Origin of the sequence: Microcoleus sp. K4-B3 (assembly GCF_036704615.1) — a bacterium.
GTDB lineage: Bacteria > Cyanobacteriota > Cyanobacteriia > Cyanobacteriales > Microcoleaceae > Microcoleus.
In genome coordinates this window covers 1-18154 of sequence record NZ_JAUBSF010000042.1, presented here as the reverse complement: position 1 = coordinate 18154, position 18154 = coordinate 1, and the positions used below count along the sequence as shown (strand labels likewise).

The 18154-nt window shown below is 46.2% G+C and carries 19 protein-coding genes and 1 pseudogene; 14 read left to right on the top strand and 6 right to left on the bottom strand.

Annotated features, from left to right (window positions below):
- The first annotated feature begins 242 nt into the window (after nt 1-242).
- The gene (locus QUA78_RS18185) at nt 243-1256 is read left to right on the top strand and encodes a Gfo/Idh/MocA family oxidoreductase (RefSeq protein ID WP_333303016.1); all 1014 of its coding nucleotides are present in this window, start codon (nt 243-245) and stop codon (nt 1254-1256) included.
- 330 nt (nt 1257-1586) lie between these two features.
- Here QUA78_RS18185 and QUA78_RS18180 read toward each other — a convergent pair whose 3' ends face one another.
- Entirely contained in the window at nt 1587-2327 is a 741-nt protein-coding gene (locus tag QUA78_RS18180) for a DUF1963 domain-containing protein (protein WP_333303018.1), read from the bottom strand.
- A 121-nt stretch (nt 2328-2448) separates the two neighbouring features.
- Here QUA78_RS18180 and QUA78_RS18175 point away from each other — a divergent pair, with 121 nt between their 5' ends.
- From QUA78_RS18175 to QUA78_RS18120, 12 genes are all read left to right on the top strand, one after another.
- Complete coding sequence (locus tag QUA78_RS18175) at nt 2449-3357, top strand: DMT family transporter (protein ID WP_333303020.1); 909 nt, start codon at nt 2449-2451, stop codon at nt 3355-3357.
- A gap of 134 nt (nt 3358-3491) precedes the next feature.
- Complete coding sequence (locus QUA78_RS18170; protein WP_333303021.1) at nt 3492-3947, top strand: pyridoxamine 5'-phosphate oxidase family protein; 456 nt, start codon at nt 3492-3494, stop codon at nt 3945-3947.
- A gap of 56 nt (nt 3948-4003) precedes the next feature.
- Nucleotides 4004-6862: a cation-transporting P-type ATPase gene (locus QUA78_RS18165; protein WP_333303023.1), complete on the top strand. Its 2859-nt coding sequence runs from the start codon at nt 4004-4006 to the stop codon at nt 6860-6862.
- Nucleotides 6863-7235: 373 nt separating this feature from the next.
- The gene (locus QUA78_RS18160) at nt 7236-7589 is read left to right on the top strand and encodes a DUF5335 family protein (RefSeq protein ID WP_333303024.1); all 354 of its coding nucleotides are present in this window, start codon (nt 7236-7238) and stop codon (nt 7587-7589) included.
- Nucleotides 7590-7697: 108 nt separating this feature from the next.
- Nucleotides 7698-7844, top strand: coding sequence for an SDR family NAD(P)-dependent oxidoreductase (locus tag QUA78_RS18155; RefSeq protein WP_333398954.1), 147 nt, complete (start codon nt 7698-7700; stop codon nt 7842-7844).
- Entirely contained in the window at nt 7832-8044 is a 213-nt protein-coding gene (locus QUA78_RS18150; RefSeq protein ID WP_333303026.1) for a hypothetical protein, read from the top strand. Before QUA78_RS18155 ends, QUA78_RS18150 begins: the two co-directional genes overlap by 13 nt.
- A 17-nt stretch (nt 8045-8061) precedes the next feature.
- Entirely contained in the window at nt 8062-9045 is a 984-nt protein-coding gene (locus QUA78_RS18145; RefSeq protein ID WP_333303028.1) for an aldo/keto reductase, read from the top strand.
- A 331-nt stretch (nt 9046-9376) separates the two neighbouring features.
- Nucleotides 9377-10381 (top strand): NADP-dependent oxidoreductase, encoded by a 1005-nt coding sequence (locus tag QUA78_RS18140; RefSeq protein WP_333303029.1) that lies wholly within the window; start codon nt 9377-9379, stop codon nt 10379-10381.
- 87 nt (nt 10382-10468) lie between these two features.
- Nucleotides 10469-11263: an SDR family oxidoreductase gene (locus QUA78_RS18135; protein ID WP_333303031.1), complete on the top strand. Its 795-nt coding sequence runs from the start codon at nt 10469-10471 to the stop codon at nt 11261-11263.
- Between the two features lie 813 nt (nt 11264-12076).
- On the top strand, nt 12077-12349 hold the full coding sequence (locus tag QUA78_RS18130; RefSeq protein WP_333303032.1) for a hypothetical protein: 273 nt from the start codon (nt 12077-12079) through the stop codon (nt 12347-12349).
- 353 nt (nt 12350-12702) lie between these two features.
- Nucleotides 12703-13800 carry a HAMP domain-containing sensor histidine kinase gene (locus tag QUA78_RS18125; RefSeq protein WP_333303034.1) on the top strand — a complete coding sequence of 366 codons (1098 nt, stop codon included), beginning with the start codon at nt 12703-12705 and terminating at the stop codon, nt 13798-13800.
- An 84-nt stretch (nt 13801-13884) separates the two neighbouring features.
- Nucleotides 13885-14184, top strand: a complete 300-nt coding sequence (locus QUA78_RS18120; RefSeq protein WP_333303036.1) for a cation-transporting P-type ATPase — start codon at nt 13885-13887, stop codon at nt 14182-14184.
- A gap of 138 nt (nt 14185-14322) precedes the next feature.
- Here the strand turns inward: QUA78_RS18120 and QUA78_RS18115 are convergent, their stop codons facing one another.
- The 3 genes from QUA78_RS18115 to QUA78_RS18105 form a co-directional block, all read right to left on the bottom strand.
- Entirely contained in the window at nt 14323-14526 is a 204-nt protein-coding gene (locus QUA78_RS18115) for a hypothetical protein (protein WP_333303038.1), read from the bottom strand.
- Nucleotides 14523-15122: a glutathione S-transferase family protein gene (locus QUA78_RS18110; RefSeq protein ID WP_333303039.1), complete on the bottom strand. Its 600-nt coding sequence runs from the start codon at nt 15120-15122 to the stop codon at nt 14523-14525. The genes QUA78_RS18115 and QUA78_RS18110 overlap by 4 nt, the downstream gene beginning before the upstream one ends.
- Before the next feature lie 84 nt (nt 15123-15206).
- Complete coding sequence (locus tag QUA78_RS18105; protein WP_333303041.1) at nt 15207-16169, bottom strand: glycosyltransferase family 2 protein; 963 nt, start codon at nt 16167-16169, stop codon at nt 15207-15209.
- A gap of 285 nt (nt 16170-16454) precedes the next feature.
- Here QUA78_RS18105 and QUA78_RS18100 point away from each other — a divergent pair, with 285 nt between their 5' ends.
- Nucleotides 16455-17078: a TenA family protein gene (locus QUA78_RS18100; RefSeq protein ID WP_333303043.1), complete on the top strand. Its 624-nt coding sequence runs from the start codon at nt 16455-16457 to the stop codon at nt 17076-17078.
- Nucleotides 17079-17437: 359 nt separating this feature from the next.
- Here the strand turns inward: QUA78_RS18100 and QUA78_RS18095 are convergent, their stop codons facing one another.
- Together QUA78_RS18095 and QUA78_RS18090 are read right to left on the bottom strand one after the other, a co-directional pair.
- Nucleotides 17438-17620: a hypothetical protein gene (locus QUA78_RS18095; protein ID WP_333303044.1), complete on the bottom strand. Its 183-nt coding sequence runs from the start codon at nt 17618-17620 to the stop codon at nt 17438-17440.
- A gap of 30 nt (nt 17621-17650) precedes the next feature.
- Nucleotides 17651-18082, bottom strand: a pseudogene (locus QUA78_RS18090) (IS4 family transposase); the annotation flags it as partial.
- Nucleotides 18083-18154: the final 72 nt, after the last annotated feature.

Below are 18154 nucleotides of genomic sequence, written 5' to 3'. Positions count from 1 at the left end.
CTAAATACAGCCCAAAAACCCGCTTTTTGGTTTGCGGTACGTCGATCGAGTTTCAGCAAGACTGGCTCCAAGGCAAGTCCCTGCTGCCGGTGAAATGTATAGTTAGATCGAATCTAGACTTGGGTGTTGAAGGTTCGATCGAATAAATCGCACCACAACCACAGCTTAAAATCTGGGCGATGGAACCCTAAACCCCCGCACCGCAAGTCTGTCACTATCTAAAATGTCAAATCTAAAATTCTATGACTAATATTGATACTCGCTCTAGTTTTTCGGTTAATTCTCCAATTCGCGTGGGGATTGTGGGTACTGGTTTTGCGGCTAAGTTGAGGGCGGAGACTGTTCAAGCTGATGGGCGATCGAACTTGGTAGCAGTTGCGGGCCGCACCCCGGATAAAACCGCAGCATTTTGTCAGGGATTCGGGGCTGAAGCTGCGGTTTCTTGGCGCAAGCTGGTAGAAAGGGACGATTTGGATTTGGTAATCGTCTGTACGGTGAATCGGGATCACGGGGCGATCGTCCTGGCGGCCCTAGAAAATGGCAAGCACGTTGTGGTGGAATATCCTCTATCTTTAGACGTATCTGAAGCAGAAAGGGCGATCGAACTTGCCGCCCAACAACAAAAACTCCTCCACATCGAACACATCGAACTTTTAGGCGGTTTACACCAAGCAATCAAAGAATCTTTACCATTAGTCGGTAAAGTTTTTTACGCCCGCTACGTTACTATTGCTCCTCAACGTTCCGTACCGCAGCGGTGGACTTTTCAACACTCCCTATTTGGGTTTCCGTTAGTTGGTGCAATTTCGCGACTGCACCGATTTACTGATTTGTTCGGGGAAGTGGCAAGCATTAACTGTCAAACTCAATTTTGGGACACTCAGGCGGATTTCTACAAAGCTTGTTTGTGCAACGCACAGTTGCGCTTTGCCAATGGCCTTGTCGCTGAAGCTGTTTACGGAAAAGGAGAGACTTTTTGGCAGTCGGAAAACATTTTTACCATCTATGGAGAAGAAGGAACGCTGGTTTTTACTCCTGAATCCGGTCAATTAATTCAGGGAGAAAATCGGCACAACATCAAAGTAGGAACGCGGCGCGGTTTGTTTGCCAAAGACACCGAGATGGTGTTGGAATATTTGTTAAACGGTACGCCTTTGTACGTGAATAATGCCAGTAGTTTGTACGCTTTGAAGGTGGCAGATGCTGCGAGGCGATCGAGTGAGATTGGGCAAAATGTGGCGCTAAGGAGTGCGTAAGCAACGGAGGACACCGCACTCCCGCCGTTTCCCTACCCCAAAATAATCATGAGCACTCCATGAGAGATGTAACCATCGCGCGATTAATTTTCGGCAAACGGCACTGCGCCCTGTCCTGACTGTGGGTAATATCAATTCCCATGAAGCGCAGAAGTGATCTCATGTACCAAAAGCAAGAAGTCGGAATAAAAGGTTCGTGGCTGTACTATTAACAAAATAACCACTTTGTACCAATTCCCAGAGGGCGATTATTCGTAAAGTTTCAACATGAGTATTTTTTTATATACCGCAGAGAACGCAGAGAACACAGAGAATACAGATTACTGGCTATTAACCAGCGTCCGATCTTAGATTTGAAAAGTCGTGTTTTTTGAGTCGTTCAATCTCGATGAAGATCGTGAGCTTATCACCATCGTGCCAATCCCAGGCTAATTCGTCATCCGAATTAGCTGTAAATAGCGAAATCCACTCTGCTCCCGGAGTTGGATCGTATGCAAGGGTACAATGCGATGGATATCCGAGAAGATAGTCATCACTCTGGTGTAAAGCATTCCGAAGATCTCCATAAGATGCACATAGCTCATCTGTCTGAAATGGCCACTCGTCAACTTGGTATTCGTCAAAGGGAAGATCGAAGGTCTGTCTAAATGTGATTGTGGAGCTAGAGCCTCTTGCAACCGAATCAGGCGGTACATTAGGAACAAGTCTTGTGATGTCAGTAAATAATTCTGCATGAATATAGCCCGGCTCTCCCCAAAAAAGATCGCTTTCACCATCAGGGTCATCAGCGACGAAAAGACTCAATAGTCCGCGCTCAGGCAAATTAGCATTAACTTGTGGAATTTCTGCAAAGTTAAACTGACCAAGGAAGCGGTAAAGTCCTAGGTGGTGAGTTGGCCACTCGAACCCTTCTGGCAAATCAGGCGCTCCACCATAACGACTTCCAGCTAAGTTAATACCAGAGTCAGACCGTATAATATCTATCGCGGGGCGGAGAACACTACATAAATAGTCTTGGTGTAATGCGAGCGGTGTTTGCTCAAACATCTGCAAAAAGTGTGCTATTTCCATTTTTAGTGAATCATTTCTGCAATTGTCCCGATCGTAGCTAAGGTCAGCCACAAATATCTTAAATATTATAATCAGCTTCGTGACCAGATTTACTTTTACACAATACTTTATGGGAAACTCAATGAAATTATACTGGAAAAAACTTCAGTTAAATTCGGAAACTATCGGATTAATCTACGGTTTTTTGGGTGTAGTTGGATTCAGCTTGACATTACCGGCAACACGAGCCGCTGTGATAGATTTAGACCCGCTTTTTGTAGGTTTGGGACGCGGATTAGTAGCAGCTATACTAGCAGCATTTACTCTGCGGGTAACGCATCAACCCAATCCCTCAAAACAGCAATTTCGGAGTTTATTAGTTGTCGGATTGGGAGCTGTTTTGGGATTTCCGGTACTATCGGCTTGGGCAATGCAACAAGTACCTGCCGCCCACGGTGCTGTGGTGTTGGGATTGCTGCCTTTAGCAACAGCGATAGCGGGAGTTTTGCGAGCTGGCGATCGCCCTGATGTCACTTTTTGGATGGCTAGCATTGTCGGTAGTACAACTGTTGTCGGTTTTGGTATTATTAGTGGTGCTGGACACCTTCAGCTCGCCGATTTAGCTTTGTTTGGATCTGTAATTGCTGCTGCTTTTGCCTATGCTGAAGGTGGGCAATTAGCTAAGATTTTAGGTGGATGGCAAGTTATTAGTTGGGCCTTGGTAATTATCGCTCCTTTCGAGGTCTTACCAACAATATTTGTGGTCTTAAAACAAGGGTTGACAGCTTCACCTATAGCCTGGTTCGGTTTTGCGTATGTGAGTATTTTCAGTCAATTTATCGCATTTTTTGCCTGGTATCACGGTATGGCAATTGGTGGAGTTGCCCGGGTAGGCCAAATTCAGTTATTGCAACCTTTTTTGACGCTCCTGGCTTCGGCAATTCTGCTTAATGAGACTTTGGAGCCGATCGCCCTAGCCACGGCCTGTTTGGTTGTTGCTAGCGTAGCTGCGGGTAAAAAAGCATCAATTAAGCGGGCAGAAGATTTGTGAGGCGATCGCTTTCTCAACAGGCTATGGACTCCGATCGTTGACTTTCAGATATCGACTCCATCTAACGACAGATGTAAAGCCGGGATTATTTCTGTTCAATACTACCAATCAACTGACTTTTTAAGAGAATAGTAATGTTAGATATTGATGAAATGGGGCAAAAAGAAATACACGAACTCCTACACAAAGTAGGATACGGTCATCTGGGCTGCATACACGAAGGCAAGCCCTACGTGATACCAATGAACTATTATCTCGAAGAAGAGGACATTTACCTGTTTACAACGATCGGCATGAAGACTCACGATCTTGATGCAAATCCAGAAATTTGTTTGCAGGTTGAAGAAATACGCGAGCCGCTTCATTGGCGCAGCGCGATCGTCAATGGTCGAGCCTCGCGCCTGACTGAGCAGGAAGATATCGATCGGTTAATGCACCTGATCAAAGACCGCAATCCCACGCTGTCACCTGCGATCAATCGAACCTGGACTGATGCTCAGGGACGTTCAGAAGCGATCGCAATCTACCGCATCCACGAGACTGAAATGAGCGGACGCACGACTGATGGAGTCAGCAGTAAGAACCCATAGGAGCGCTCTCGTCAACCGTGCAACTGCAAACTTATGAGGCAACTTGTTGATTCTCTATGGCATCTCATGCACCTGTTTGGACACTATCGACCCAGCAAGTCTACGAAACTTTGTCAACTTCAGAAAAGGGACTTTCAGAGGCAGAAACAGCAATCAGAATCAAGCATTACGGGTTTAATGAACTGCCCGAACCAGCCAGAAGATCGCTATTACTCCGCTTCACCGATCAGTTGACGCATTTCATGGCACTCTTGCTCTGGGTTGCAGGTGCGCTGGCTTTTGTGTCCGGTACACCAGAACTCGGCTGGGCAGTCTGGGCTGTAATCTGGATTAATGCCGGTTTCAGTTTTTGGCAAGAATTCCAGGCAGAACAAGCGTTAACAGCACTCAATAAAATGTTGCCCGCCCGCGCTAAAGTCTATCGAGATGGGAAGCTAGGTGAGATTCCCGTCAGGGAGATGGTTCCGGGAGATGTCATGCAATTGGAAGAGGGCGATCGCATCTCTGCCGATGCCAGACTGGTTTCGGCTCAGTCTTGTTATGTCGATGTCTCGGTGCTGACTGGAGAATCGCTGCCGGTTGCCCGATCGGCGGAACCTGTAGCCACTGAAAAGATGCGTGCCTCGGAATCAAGCAATCTGGTTTTTGCGGGTTCTACCGTTTCGGCAGGGCGTGGATTAGCTGTCGTGTACGCTACAGGAACTCAGACCGAGTTTGGTCAGGTTGCCCATCTCACTACAACTGTGAAGCGAGAACCTAGCACCCTGGAAGTTCAAATCAACAGCGTGGTGCACGTCATCACCACGATCGCCCTCGGGCTGGGTGTTGTGGTGTTTCTGCTGACTAACCTGTTGGTGGGCATGGAACTCAAGGAAAGCTTCATTTTTGCGATCGGGATTATTGTGGCATTTATCCCAGAAGGACTGCTGCCAACGGTGACTCTGGCTCTGGCTATGGGTGTCAAGCGCATGGCAAAGCGTAATGCTCTGGTGCGTCGGCTCTCGGCAGTGGAGACATTGAGTGCCACAACGGTCATCTGTACAGACAAAACAGGGACGCTGACCAAGAATGAGATGACGGTTTGCCGACTCTGGATTCCGACATCTGAGATTACAGTAACTGGAATAGGGTACGACCCGACGGGAGGAGAGGTACAAGTTCCTGCTGGGCGAATGGAATCACAGGTAAAGCTGCTGTTGGCGGGTTCGGCGCTCTGTTCCAATGCCCGCTTGAACCATCCAGCAGGTTCCAGTCAGTGGCAGGAGATTGGCGATCCCACTGAAGCGGCTCTGCTGGTGGCTGCCCTAAAAAAGGGACTGAACTTTGAAGAACTACAGCGTCAGCTTAAGAGAACGCAGGAAGTTCCCTTTGATTCGCGCAGACGGATGATGAGTGTCGTGCTGCAAAGAAGTTCGGATAATTCAGGTTTAGGGTTTGAGTTAGAAGGGCAATCGGACAATCTCAAACCGCTAACGGCTCCCTATCTGATTTTTACAAAGGGATCGCCATTGGACGTGCTGCAACACTGTAAACAGATTTTGAAAGATGGACGCATAGAAGAATTATCAGCAGCAGAACGGGCAGAGGTGACTGCTGTTAATGATGGATTTGCAAGTCGAGGTTATCGAGTTCTGGGAGTTGCCACGCGGCAGAAAGAGGAGCAACCGCAAGACGCTCAGGAATTGGAGCAAAATCTGATCTTCGTTGGGTTGGTGGCAATGATTGACCCGCCGAGAGCAGAAGTTGCCGACGCGATCGCAAAATGCCATCAAGCAGGTATCCAAGTAACAATGGTGACAGGGGATTATGGACTAACAGCAGAAGCGATCGCCCAGCAAATTGGCTTAGTAGATGGTAAAGTTAGGGTCGTTACGGGCGAAGAAATGGGACATCTTTCGGATGCCCAGTTGTGTCAAATATTGCAGCAAAAATCCGGGTTAATCTTTGCTCGCGTACAGCCGGAACAGAAGTTAAGGCTGGTTCAGGCTTACATCAGGATGGGTCATACCGTAGCGGTGACGGGTGATGGGGTGAATGATGCTCCAGCCTTGAGAGCCGCCAATATCGGCATTGCGATGGGGCTCAGCGGCACGGATGTGGCGCGGGAAGCGGCTGATATTGTGCTGATTGATGATAACTTCGCGACTATTATTATTGCGATCGAGGAAGGACGAGCTGTATATCAGAATATTCGCAAGTTCATCACCTATATCCTGTCCTCGAACATACCAGAATTGCTCCCTTTTCTGGCGATGGTCTTTTTTAAGATTCCGCCCGCTTTAGTCATTCTGCAAATTCTGGCGATCGATCTAGGCACAGATATGGTTCCCGCCCTAGCGTTGGGCGCAGAAGAACCGGAGGCAGGCATCTTGCTTCAACCGCCACGCAAAAAGTCGAAACCATTACTGGATAAGTCTTTAATGCTGCGTGCCTTTTTGTTTCTAGGGTTGCTCGAAGGTGTAGTAGGAATGATAGGTTTCCTGCTGGTTTGGCGGTCAAATGGTTACGGGATTACCGAGTTGCAGGGGATGACTTCGGCGATTCTTGCCCGATCGGGGACTGCTACTGAGATGGCAATTTATCATCAAGCAACAACTGTGACGCTGGCGGCGATCGTGGCTTGTCAGGTTGGAAACGTTTTCGCCTGCCGCAGTGAGCGCACCTCAATTTTTAGCTTGGGCTTTTTTAGCAACCGTTTGATCTGGTTAGGAATTGCGGTTGAGTGGGCACTGATTCTATCTATTATCTATTTCCCATCTTTACAAAAAGTCTTTGCGACCGCACCCCTATCTCCCTGGCAGTGGTCGCTGCTAATCTTCTGTCCACCATTGATACTAATGGCTGATGAAATACGAAAGAAAATTGTTTACAGTTCAGGCAAAAAGATTGAGGTTCTTGTGAAGAAGCCAGTTTGAAAGTAGGCGTGTGCGGTGTCTAACCATCAGGAGACGGCACCCTGCCCATAGGTGTCCACAACCAGCCTGCAACCCCTGAAAACTCTCGCTTTTACGCCAAGTCTCGATCCCCATCGCATCCTCCTTAAGAAGGGGGACTTTGAGCAAGTTCTTGTCCCCCCTTCTTAAGCAGGCCTGTTTCATTCTCTTGTAGGGGCCGCCACGGGGGGCGGGCCCAATCCCTGAAACACCTACACAATCGTGGAGGAGGAGGGTAGACACGGGGGCACTACCCTACAAAATCATCGTTTTCTTGAGAATGAAACAGCCCTGCATGGATCGGCTTTTTTTTACTACTTTTTCACACACAATCATCATGGTGAATAAAATGGAAATGACCAATAAAATTGAAATCAACAAATCAGTGCCCCGCGAGCGATGGGGTGAATTTTTCGATCAGTTTTCAGATGGTAATCGCGGGCGGCTTATTTCCATCGAAGTCATCAATTCAGAACTCGGTCATGCAGAACTGATTAAGGACGCACCATTGATGGCGATGGTTTACGATCGCCCTGGAAAGGGAGATGATTTGGTGATTGAAGTGGGTAAAGATGTGGTGACTTACGCTCACACGATCGATTCACCAACTGAAGTTTTAACGGGACAGGACTCAAACGGCGTGATGATGGCGCTTCGGATTAGTGACGCTGCTGGGACACAAACATTGATCCAGCTACAAGCTAGTTGAGCTGGTTGAATAATGCTGAGTTTAGTTTATTTCAGTACCCAATGTTTCAAGCCCCACACTCAATAACCCACAGAAGTGAATATGTCTGAGATTTAAAACAAAGTAGCAATCATCACCGGAGCTAGCAGTGGATTAGGTGAGGCGAGTGCGAGGCGACTCGCTGCTAGTGGAGCCAAACTAATGTTAGCTGCCCGCCGCGAAGATCGGCTCAAAGAACTGGTTGCCCCGATCGCCAAATCAGGGTGCTGCAGCTAGAGTCAAACGGCGAAATCCGTTCGACTAATATCTCACCAAGAGCCGTTGCCACTGAGTTGACTACCGCGATTAGCGATAAAGATACAGCAGCGGGAATGAATGCTCTTTATGCGATCGCCATTGATGCAGAGGCCATTGAGCAGCCCGGTGATTTTGATGTGAATGAAATCATCATCCGTCCGACACGTCAAGAACTTTAGACTAATAGGAAAACATCATGAAACAGCGAAAACTGGGCAATCAAGGATTAGTAGTCTCAGAGTTAGGACTGGGCTGTATGGGTATGTCCGAGTTCTACGGCATAGCCGATGAGTCAGAAGCGATCGCCACCATTCATCACGCCTTAGAGCTAGGCGTGACTTTGCTCGACACGGCTGATATGTATGGTGTCGGCCACAATGAAGAGTTGGTCGGCAAAGCCATTAAAGACTGTCGAGATCGAGTCATTATTGCCACGAAGTTTGGCAATGTACGCGGTAGCGACGGCAGCTTTCTAGGCGTGAATGGCAAACCCGAATATGTCCGCTCTTGCTGTGATGCCAGTCTCAAGCGTCTGGGCGTAGATACGATCGATCTTTACTACCAGCACCGAGTCGATCCAAACACTCCCATCGAAGAAACCGCAGGCGCAATGGCGCAGCTCGTCCAAGCCGGAAAAGTTCGCTACCTCGGTCTTTCCGAAGCCGCGAGCGCCACGATCCGCCGTGCCCATGCAGTACATCCTATTTCCGCACTCCAGACTGAATATTCGCTGTGGAGCCGGGAGCCAGAATCCGAGATTTTGCCCACCTGCCGAGAGCTAGGCATTGGATTTGTGCCTTATAGCCCTCTGGGGCGCGGGTTTCTCACAGGCAAAATCAAGAGCCTCGACACGTTATCTGAGGGAGACTATCGGGCAGAACGATATCCTCGCTTTCAAGGCGAAAATCTCCAGCAAAATCTGGAGCTAGTCGAGCAAATAGAGCAGATTGCCGCCGCTAAGGGCATCAAAGCTGGACAGTTGGCGCTGGCTTGGGTCTTAGCCCAGGGCGAAGACATTGTGCCAATTCCAGGCACTAAACGCCGCACCTATTTAGAAGAAAACATTGCAGCAGCCGATGTGACGCTGACTCAAGCAGAACTAGACCAGCTCGGGAAAGCGCTGCCATTAGGAATTGCGGCGGGCGATCGCTACCCCGATATGAGCACCGTCAATCGTTAGGATTTGGTCAACTCGCCAAGTGGATGGAGAGGGTCGGCACGGGGGCACGACAAGAGTCAAAATCCTGGTTTTGCTGACAATGAAACAGCCCTCTTTGTAGGGGCGGTGTCCCCGTGCCCGCCCTCGATGTTAGGGGGTTCTCCGGGTTGAAAACACGCCCTGGCCGCAGCAATATCCAATCTTTTTCTTTGTCTTTTTTATTAAGTAAACCAGAGGAATAGAACTTAAATAAATCTAATCTTTGGCATCCATGCCTTTAGAAAATGTTAAAAACAACAGATAAAACTCAAATCGAGCGAGTTGTGAAAACCTAATCAATAAGGAGAAAATTATGACAAATACCATCAGCCGCGAAATTCAGCTAGTTTCCCGCCCCAAGGGGATGCCCACCGCCGATAATTTTACGATCGCGCAAACAGAACTAAAGCCACTTCAAGAGGGGCAGGTGCTCGTTCGCAATCTCTACATTTCGGTAGATCCATATATGCGCGGTCGCATGAATGAGGGGAAATCCTATGTTCCCCCGTTCAAGTTAGGTAAAGCGCTAGAAGGCGGTGCAGTCGGCGAAGTCATCGAGTCGCGCGCCCAGGAATTAAAGCCGGGTGATGTTGTCACTTCCCAGTATGGCTGGCGGGAATACTTTATAGCTGCACCAAAAAATTTGCATCAGGTCAACCGCGAGATTCAACCGCTCTCAGTGTACCTCGGTGCCCTCGGCATGACGGGCATGACTGCTTGGGTTGGGTTGAATTTGGTAGAGGTCAAAGCCGGCGATGTTATTTTTGTTTCGGGAGCTGCAGGTGCGGTGGGAAATGTCGCCGGACAACTAGCGAAATTGCGCGGATGCCATGTCATCGGGTCAGCCGGTTCAGGGTCGAAGGTCAATTTTCTGCTGGAAGAATGCGGATTCGATCGCGCTTTCGATTACAAGGTCGGCCCTGTTCTCGAACAACTAAACCAAGCGGCACCGGACGGAATTGATGTCTATTTCGATAATGTAGGAGGCGAAACCCTCGAAGCGGCGCTCTCGGCGTTGCGGGTGCACGGCCGAATTATCGCTTGTGGCGGCATCTCCGGTTACAACGAGGAAAAGCCCCAGCCCGGCCCTTCCAATCTATTTAATATGATTACCAAACGGTTGACGATGAAAGGGCTAATCGTTAGCGATTGGCTCGATCGCCAGAGTGATTTTGAACAGGAAGTGGGCGGCTATTTCCAAGCTGGCAAACTGAAGAACAAGGAAACAGTGGTGGCAGGAATCGAGGGAGCGGTGGGTGCATTCATCGGTCTTTTTGAAGGCACAAATGTGGGTAAAATGGTGGTTAAATTGGATTAGGTGGCGACTAATTGAGCCGGCACTTGCTTCATGATTTGAGCAAGTTGAAACCCTAGATCGCTTATACATTATTTGGTTTAAGAAAGTATGGATCTCCAACTATCAGATAAGGTTGCACTCGTCAGCGGTTCAACCGCCGGAATTGGACTAGCGATCGCCACGACACTTGCCCAGGAAGGAGCAACTGTCATTGTCAATGGCAGAACGCAAGAGCGCGTCAACCATGCTCTCGATCGCCTGAAGCAAAGTGTCCCGAATGCCAAGCTTCAGGGAATTGCTGCCGATTTGGGAACGCAAGCAGGAGTTGAATTGTTGCTTCAACAAGTGCCAGAAGTCAACATTTTAGTCAACAACTTGGGAATTTATGGCTCTCAAGCATTTGAAGATATCTCCGATGAGGAATGGATGAACATTCTGGAAGTAAACGTTATGAGCGGTGTTCGGCTCTCGCGTCATTACTTACCGCTGATGCTCAAAAAAGATTGGGGACGAATTATTTTCATCTCTAGTGAATCTGCCTTGAATATTCCCGCCGAAATGATTCACTATGGCGTTACCAAGACTGCACAAGTGGCGTTGAGTCGCGGTTTAGCTGAAACAACCGCAGGCAGTCAGGTCACGGTTAATACAGTATTGCCAGGGCCAACTCGTTCCGAAGGAGTGGAAACTTTCATTGAGGGACTTGCTAAAGATCAAACTATTTCACCCGAACAAGTTGAGAAAGAATTTTTTACCAAGACTCGTCCATCTTCACTGATTCAGCGATTTGCTACAACCTCTGAAGTTGCTGCATTAGTTGCATTTGTTGCTAGTCCTCTAGCTTCTGCAATTAATGGGGCCGCCTTGCGAGTCGAGGGTGGATTGGTGCGATCGATTGTTTAATAATAGGACTTACGCAACTGGCACATATAAGCTGTTCTGCATTTAAACGATGCTATTCCAGGGACCTCTCCGGCTTGCAATGCCAAGGTTTCACGATTTCGCAATAGCTAATTTAGATACAGAACAGCTTAGTAGGGTGCGTCAGAAGAGAAAACCCTCGATATTCGCTGTACAACTTCGTCTGACGCACCCTACAAGTCAAATCGGGCTAAGTCGAGGAGTTTCTTCGGGGGAGTTGAGGTCATAGCCAGTGAGCTAATCTGTATAACATCCCGATCAGGGGTATTGTACAGAAGGTTTCCGTCTAATATTCCTGTGTAAAAAATTATTCGGAACAATTCTTAAAAAAATCCTTATTTGGAATGTAATATAGAAACTTTCTGTATAGTTCACAGTTAGACATCCTTCTAATTTTTAATACTTGTTAAATGTCACACTTAACAAGTATTAAAAAAGTATATTTAGAGAAATTTCTCGAAAGGGAAAGCGGTTATGTGCTTAAAAAAAATCATATGGCTGTTCATAATTCACTTATCTCTGTCCAATTATAGATTTGCTTTTAATCAAAACTCTTCCAATCGATAGAGGATATTTAAAATTTTTAATCCTACTATATAAAGCATCTAAAACTTAATGATAACTCAGAAAAGCGATGTGATAAAAACAGCTAGATAGATTCTAATCTCATGTGGTGGCTAATCGATATCTTTTCTTGGAAATGGTCTAATTATGGCTCGTATTCGTTATCAAGAAATAGTTGTGTAAGCCATTGAATTCAATTCATACCTTTTATTACATTTACAGGATAAAGTCATGGAAAATACATTGTTCGATCGCACATTCCGGGACAGCGAAGGCAATATTGTTATAGCTCAGCCGCCAAATCTACCACTGATTGTCGGGCTTGTAGCTAGTTTGTTAAAGCTCATTGTTCCAACAGGCGAAATTAATTTAGCGTTGGAGCTAGTAGCCTTTGGCTCTTTGTTTACTTGGGCTTGGGAAGAATTATTTCAAGGCGTTAATTACTTTCGGAGAGCATTAGGTCTGATTGCGCTTGTTGGTCTAATTGCGTGGAAACTTCAATAAGTAGGTAAACATCAATAAATCCTATCGACCGTGACCTTACTTGAAAAATTTACGCAAACTCTTCTTTTGTTAGGGGCACGACCAGTCAAGTTTCAGATGTACAGATTACTTCGTGCTGAGGCGATGAGCTTGACTCCCTAGCATTCTCTCCTTTTTCTTGAATACCGCAATTGTCGCGATGAGTATTAATATCATTGCGGGTTTAATTCAGTAATTACAGCAGATTTCACCTTTATAAAGTACCCCCCAGAAGCCGAGTTTCTTGCTGAAACCCGGCTTGTTTCTACCTCGCTTACCTCAAAAGTGCTGTATAATGATCTCTCTACAGCGACTCATGCAGAAAATCAGAATCGATGTCCAACCAAGCGTCTGACCGTCTTCAGCAAAATACGGAAAAAATTATGCGGATCTGGGAGAAGCGGGCGCGTGATGAAGTCAGTGCATCAACGCATCAAGATTCTCTTGTCTTGCAAGATTCCCTACCTCTTTACTTAAACCAACTGGTAGATGAACTCTCAAACAGAATTGTCAGAACCTCTGCCCGAATCACAGCCGACGAGGTAGAAAGCACCCGGATTGGCAAGCTGCATGGGCATGAACGGGCGGGGTATGCTGACTACTCCATGACTCACGTAATTTTCGAGTATCACCTCCTCCGTCAAGTAATATTTCAAGTTTTAGAAGAAGAAGCACCTTTAGGAGTGCAGGATCGAGACATTATTATCGGCTCCATTGAGCAAGCCGTTAATGACGCGGCAACTCAATTCTCCGAAACGCTGCGAGATATTCAAGAACTATTTATGGTGACGCTAACTCACGACCTCAGAAATCCGATCAATGTCGTAAAAATGGGAACTCAACTGATTCTGCGGCGGCTGGAACGAGGAGATACCCACATGGATGTGGCGGCGAGGATGCTCGGTGCGATCAATCGGCTGGATTCGATGATTCAAAATCTGCTGGATGCGAGTCGGCTGCGGGCAGGGCAGAGCTTAAAGATTGAATTTGAAGAATGCGATTTTCAGATGCTAGTCCAAGAGGTGGTAGAAGATTTGAGCTTCGCCTATGGAGAGCGGTTTGTTGTAATCTCTGATTCTGATATCAGGGTTTTTTGCAGCCGTAAAGAAATACGGCGGGTGATTGAAAATTTAGCAATTAACGCTGTGAAATACGGTGCGCCTAGTACGCCGATTACACTCACACTCCAGCAAACCCAAACGCAGATCGGCCTTACTATCCATAATGAAGGCGATCCGATCGCCCTAGAGGCTCAATCCATCCTATTTCAACAATTTCGTCGAACCATTTCTGCTGAAGAGCAAACCGGCTGGGGATTAGGATTATTTTTAGCAAAGAGTATTACTGAGGCGCATCAAGGGACACTTGCGGTTGAAAGTGGAGAGGGCAAAGGGACAAGCTTTATTATCAGCTTACCAAAGCTTATTCTTTAGTTTGGGGCATTAAGACTAAGAGTAAAAATAAGGTATAAAATAATGAATCCACAGTCAAAATTTCGGAGCTAACCCAAAGATCAGGTGCTTCAGCAGACGGACTCTACAACCGCAGGATTAAGCCGTCAAGATGCGAAACACAGCCTGAGCGAGTACGACGCAAACAGCCTCAAACAAAAACACAAATCGACCGCATTGATACAGTTGCTCAATCAGTTCAAGAGTCCGATTATCTTGATTCTAATTTTTGCTGCGGTGCGATCGATTTTTCTTCAAGAGGCGGCATCTGCCAGGCTCATTCTGACGAGCGTCATTATCAGTGAGTTATTAGGGTTTTGGCAAGAGCGCGGAGCCTGGAACGCCGTCGAAAATTATTGGCTTTAGTGCAAGTTAAAGCAACTGTTTTGAGCAATGGTAAATTGAGTCAGGTTATGTAAATCCGATCGATTTGATGGCAACGCTGGCGAACATTGGAGTGAGAATAATCCTTCCCTGGACACCTTTGGCAACCCGGCTCGGATTTCAACCGTTGCCGTTGAGTTTTGTGTTGTAGGGGCGATAGTGCTGTTCTACATTACTGTCGCCGAGAATGTGAAACGAGTGTTTTACAGCCGCGTACAGTTTTAGTCGTCCAGGCGAAGCAGTTATGACTTTGGACAACTGAGAAATGTAACGGTAATGTTCTAGGCGTATAGTATTTTTAGCTTCATTTAAATTAAATTTCATTGTGTTATGCTAATATATCGAGGCTGATTCTTGACGCGATCGATCCAACTTTGAATTGCTGGAAATCTTGTTAAATCAAATCCGCCCTCACCAGCAACGTGAGTGTAAGCAAATAAACCGATGTCAGCAATTGTATAGCGATCGCCCGCAAAAAACTCATTTTCTGCTAAATGCTGTTCCATCACCCCCAAAGCAGCATAACCCGGTGCTTGTTTTTGTTGGAGTGCTTCCTGATATTCTTGTGCTTTCCCTATCAAATACCAAAAACGAGAAGTAGCAATAAAAGGTTCGTGACTGTACTGTTCAAAAAACAACCACTGCATGACTTGAGCCCGTTCAAATTTATCCGTGGGGAAAAACTCAGTTTCTTCGCTCAAGTAAAACATAATTGCATTCGATTCAAACAGAAATTTACCCGGTTCGATTTCTAACACCGGAATGCGGCCATTGGGATTTTTGACCAAAAATTCAGGCGTGCGGCTTTTTCCTTGGAGAATATTAATTTCTGTGCGATCGAACGCAATATTGAGCTGAGTTAACAGCAAGCGAACTTTATAGCAATTGCCCGAGGGGGAATACTCGTAAAGTTTAAACATGAGTCTTGAGAAGATTTTACGATATTAAATTATCTCATAAATTAGATAATTTAGGCACGATGAGTTAACTGTTGTTTGCTAAAATTATTTTGGCGATCGGTGTCGATCGCCAAAACCAGCCACTTCTGCCAAAGTATAAAGCGGCCGACCCTTCACCTCCTCGTAAATACGCCCTATATACTGGCCCAAAATCCCAATACTAACCAACTGCACCGCACCCAAAAAGAAAACTGCCATAATCACAATTGTCAAACCAGTTAATGCCGAACCCGCAGAAAAAAGACGCCAATACAAAACCAAAAAAGCCATCAAAACAGACACGAAAGCCGAAAACAAACCCAAATAAATCGACAGTTGCAGAGGAACTTTTGAAAAAGACACTAAACCGTTCATCGCCAAAGCAAAAGATTTACTGAACGTATACTTAACATCGCCAGCAAAACGCGGATCGCGTTCAAACTTAACCGCCGTTTGTTTAAAACCAATCCAAGCGCGCAATCCCCGAATGTAGCGGTTGCGTTCAGGCATCGCATTGAGTACGTCCACCACGCACCTATCCATCAAACAAAAATCTCCCGTATCTATGGGAATATCAACATCAGCAAGATTCCGCAAAATGCGATAATACATATAAGCTGGCAAGCGCTTAAACCAACCTTCTTGACGGCGTTGAGTGCGCTGAGCGTAAACAACTTGATAGCCCTGCCGCCACTGTTCTACCATATCTATAATTAGCTCTGGCGGGTCTTGCAAATCGCCGTCCATGATGATTACAACTTGACCAGTAGAAAAGTTTAAACCAGCAGTTACAGCTATTTGGTGGCCGAAATTGCGGGCAAAACTGAGATAACTAATTCGCGAGTCTTGTTCGTGCAATTTTCGCAAAAGTTCTAGAGAGCGATCGCGGCTACCATCATTGATTAAAATTAATTCTACTGGGCCGTCCATTCGCTCCATCACGGCACTAATTCGCCGATACAATTCAGCGAGATTTTCTTCTTCGTTATAGATAGGAATTACCAAAGAATACTTAGGTGTATCGTTCATTGCAGTTTCTGTTTAAAAATCGGCTTTTCAACCGTTAAATCAAAAGTTTCTTTTTCCCCAAATACGCTGGCTGCTTCACGAGAGAGGTTCGGCACCTAATTTCGCTCTTTGATCCCGACAACAGCAGCCCACAAAATTGCAGCATACCAAAACTTATCTATTTTCTTAAATACGAAAAATAAAAAACACCATAAGACTGACGCACGCCAAGCGAAAATATCTGTTATCATAGATGTTTAGTTAGACTATAAAAATTACAATCATAACCCCTCGCTTCAAAATTGCATGACAAATTCCAATTATCTCTGGCAAGCAAATCAAGACTTAAGCAAAGCTTGTCTGCAACATCCCTTTGTCAGAGGCATTGCTGACGGCAGCCTCCCCCAAAATAGTTTTGCATATTACGTTGCACAAGACGCATTTTTTCTGGGAGCATTCGCTCGCGCTTACAGTATCGCTGGGGCAAAAGCACCCGACTGGGAGGGGTTTGAAATTCTCCACAATCTCGGCAGCGGTGTTTTAGAAGAACTTCGGTTGCATCAAGGATATGCAGGCAAATGGGGGGTAAACTTGCAAGAGGCAAAACCGGGAATCGCTACCCGCCGCTACACAGATTTTTTATTAGCGACAGCCTGGGGAAGCGGTGTCGGTTTGACAGCAGCCGCCATGACTCCTTGCTTGCGGTTGTATGCTTTTTTGGGACAGCAGCTAGCTAAACCTAATATACCGGAACACGCCTTTAGCGACTGGATTTCCACCTATAGCAGCCCTGATTTTGAGCTTTTAGCAAAACGGCTGGAAAGTTTGGTCGATCGCTACGCAGAAGCTACGCCCGAAGTAGAAGCAACCTATCGCTACGCGATGCTGTGCGAAAGAGACTTTTTTCAGGCAGCTTGGGAAATAGAGTAAATTAAGTTTGTGCAAAAGATATGGAGAACTATCTTAAGCTACCTACACGCAGCAAATTTAACAGCCATGTACAGCAGGAATGTAGCAAATAATGTCATAACAGCATCTCCCCAACGAGGCTGACTACTCAACACTAAACCGAGTGCGATCGAGAGCGACACAATGCCGTAAGCGTATCGGTGAAACGATTACAGAGCAACGGAGTTGATCGGTAGCGCTAAAGAGTAAAAACCCAAATAGCTGACTGTAATTCCTAAGCATTTTTCGCAAGTCCAACAAATAGCCACCGCCCTAAATCATCGCAACTTTACTAACAGCTTGCAACCACAAATAATCCCCTCAAAATGCCCAACTATTAATTAGTATCCTGCTAATTCTACTTGCATTATAATAGTCTTCAACCCGCGCATCAGCAAAGGAAACAGCGGATAAAAAGCCACAGAATTCTGCTGCCCGTCATCTGCATACCTGTAGCCTAGAGTAGCGATTTCGACGTACCATTTACCGTCCCAGTGCGAAAACTGTTCCCAGCCGCTTTTCATTGGTGACAAGTTAAGACTGTAAGTCTTTTGTCAAGAGGCTTCTAGAGAATTGTTGAAAAAAAACTGGTCAGACCCTCGCTGAAGATCCGGAAAAGGAGCCACAATTAACTTTATGTTGGGTTTTCGTTTCTGTTTGACAATACCTAAATCTCGATTTTTTGGGTCGGCAAAATACTTAACTGGATCTGTTGCCTTACCTTTTTGATGAGCCATAGTAAAATGATAAAGACCACGATAAATCATTTCTAAGGAAATCTCATCAAAGGGCAGAGAAAGTTCATCCGCTACGGCATCACCTAAATCTACTAACACAGCATAAAACAACCACGTTGACCAAATTTGCAATTTAATTCCATTGATTGAACCAGTCCATAAATAACTTAAACCCAAGAGTCTTTTTACTGTATTAAAAGCCTCTTCTATTCGCCAACGACGCCGATATAAATCGGCAACTACATAGGGCTTGCTGAATATATTGATCGCATATTACGTGGGCTAGGTTAAGAGAGCGTGCGATCGAGAGTCAGAGGCAAG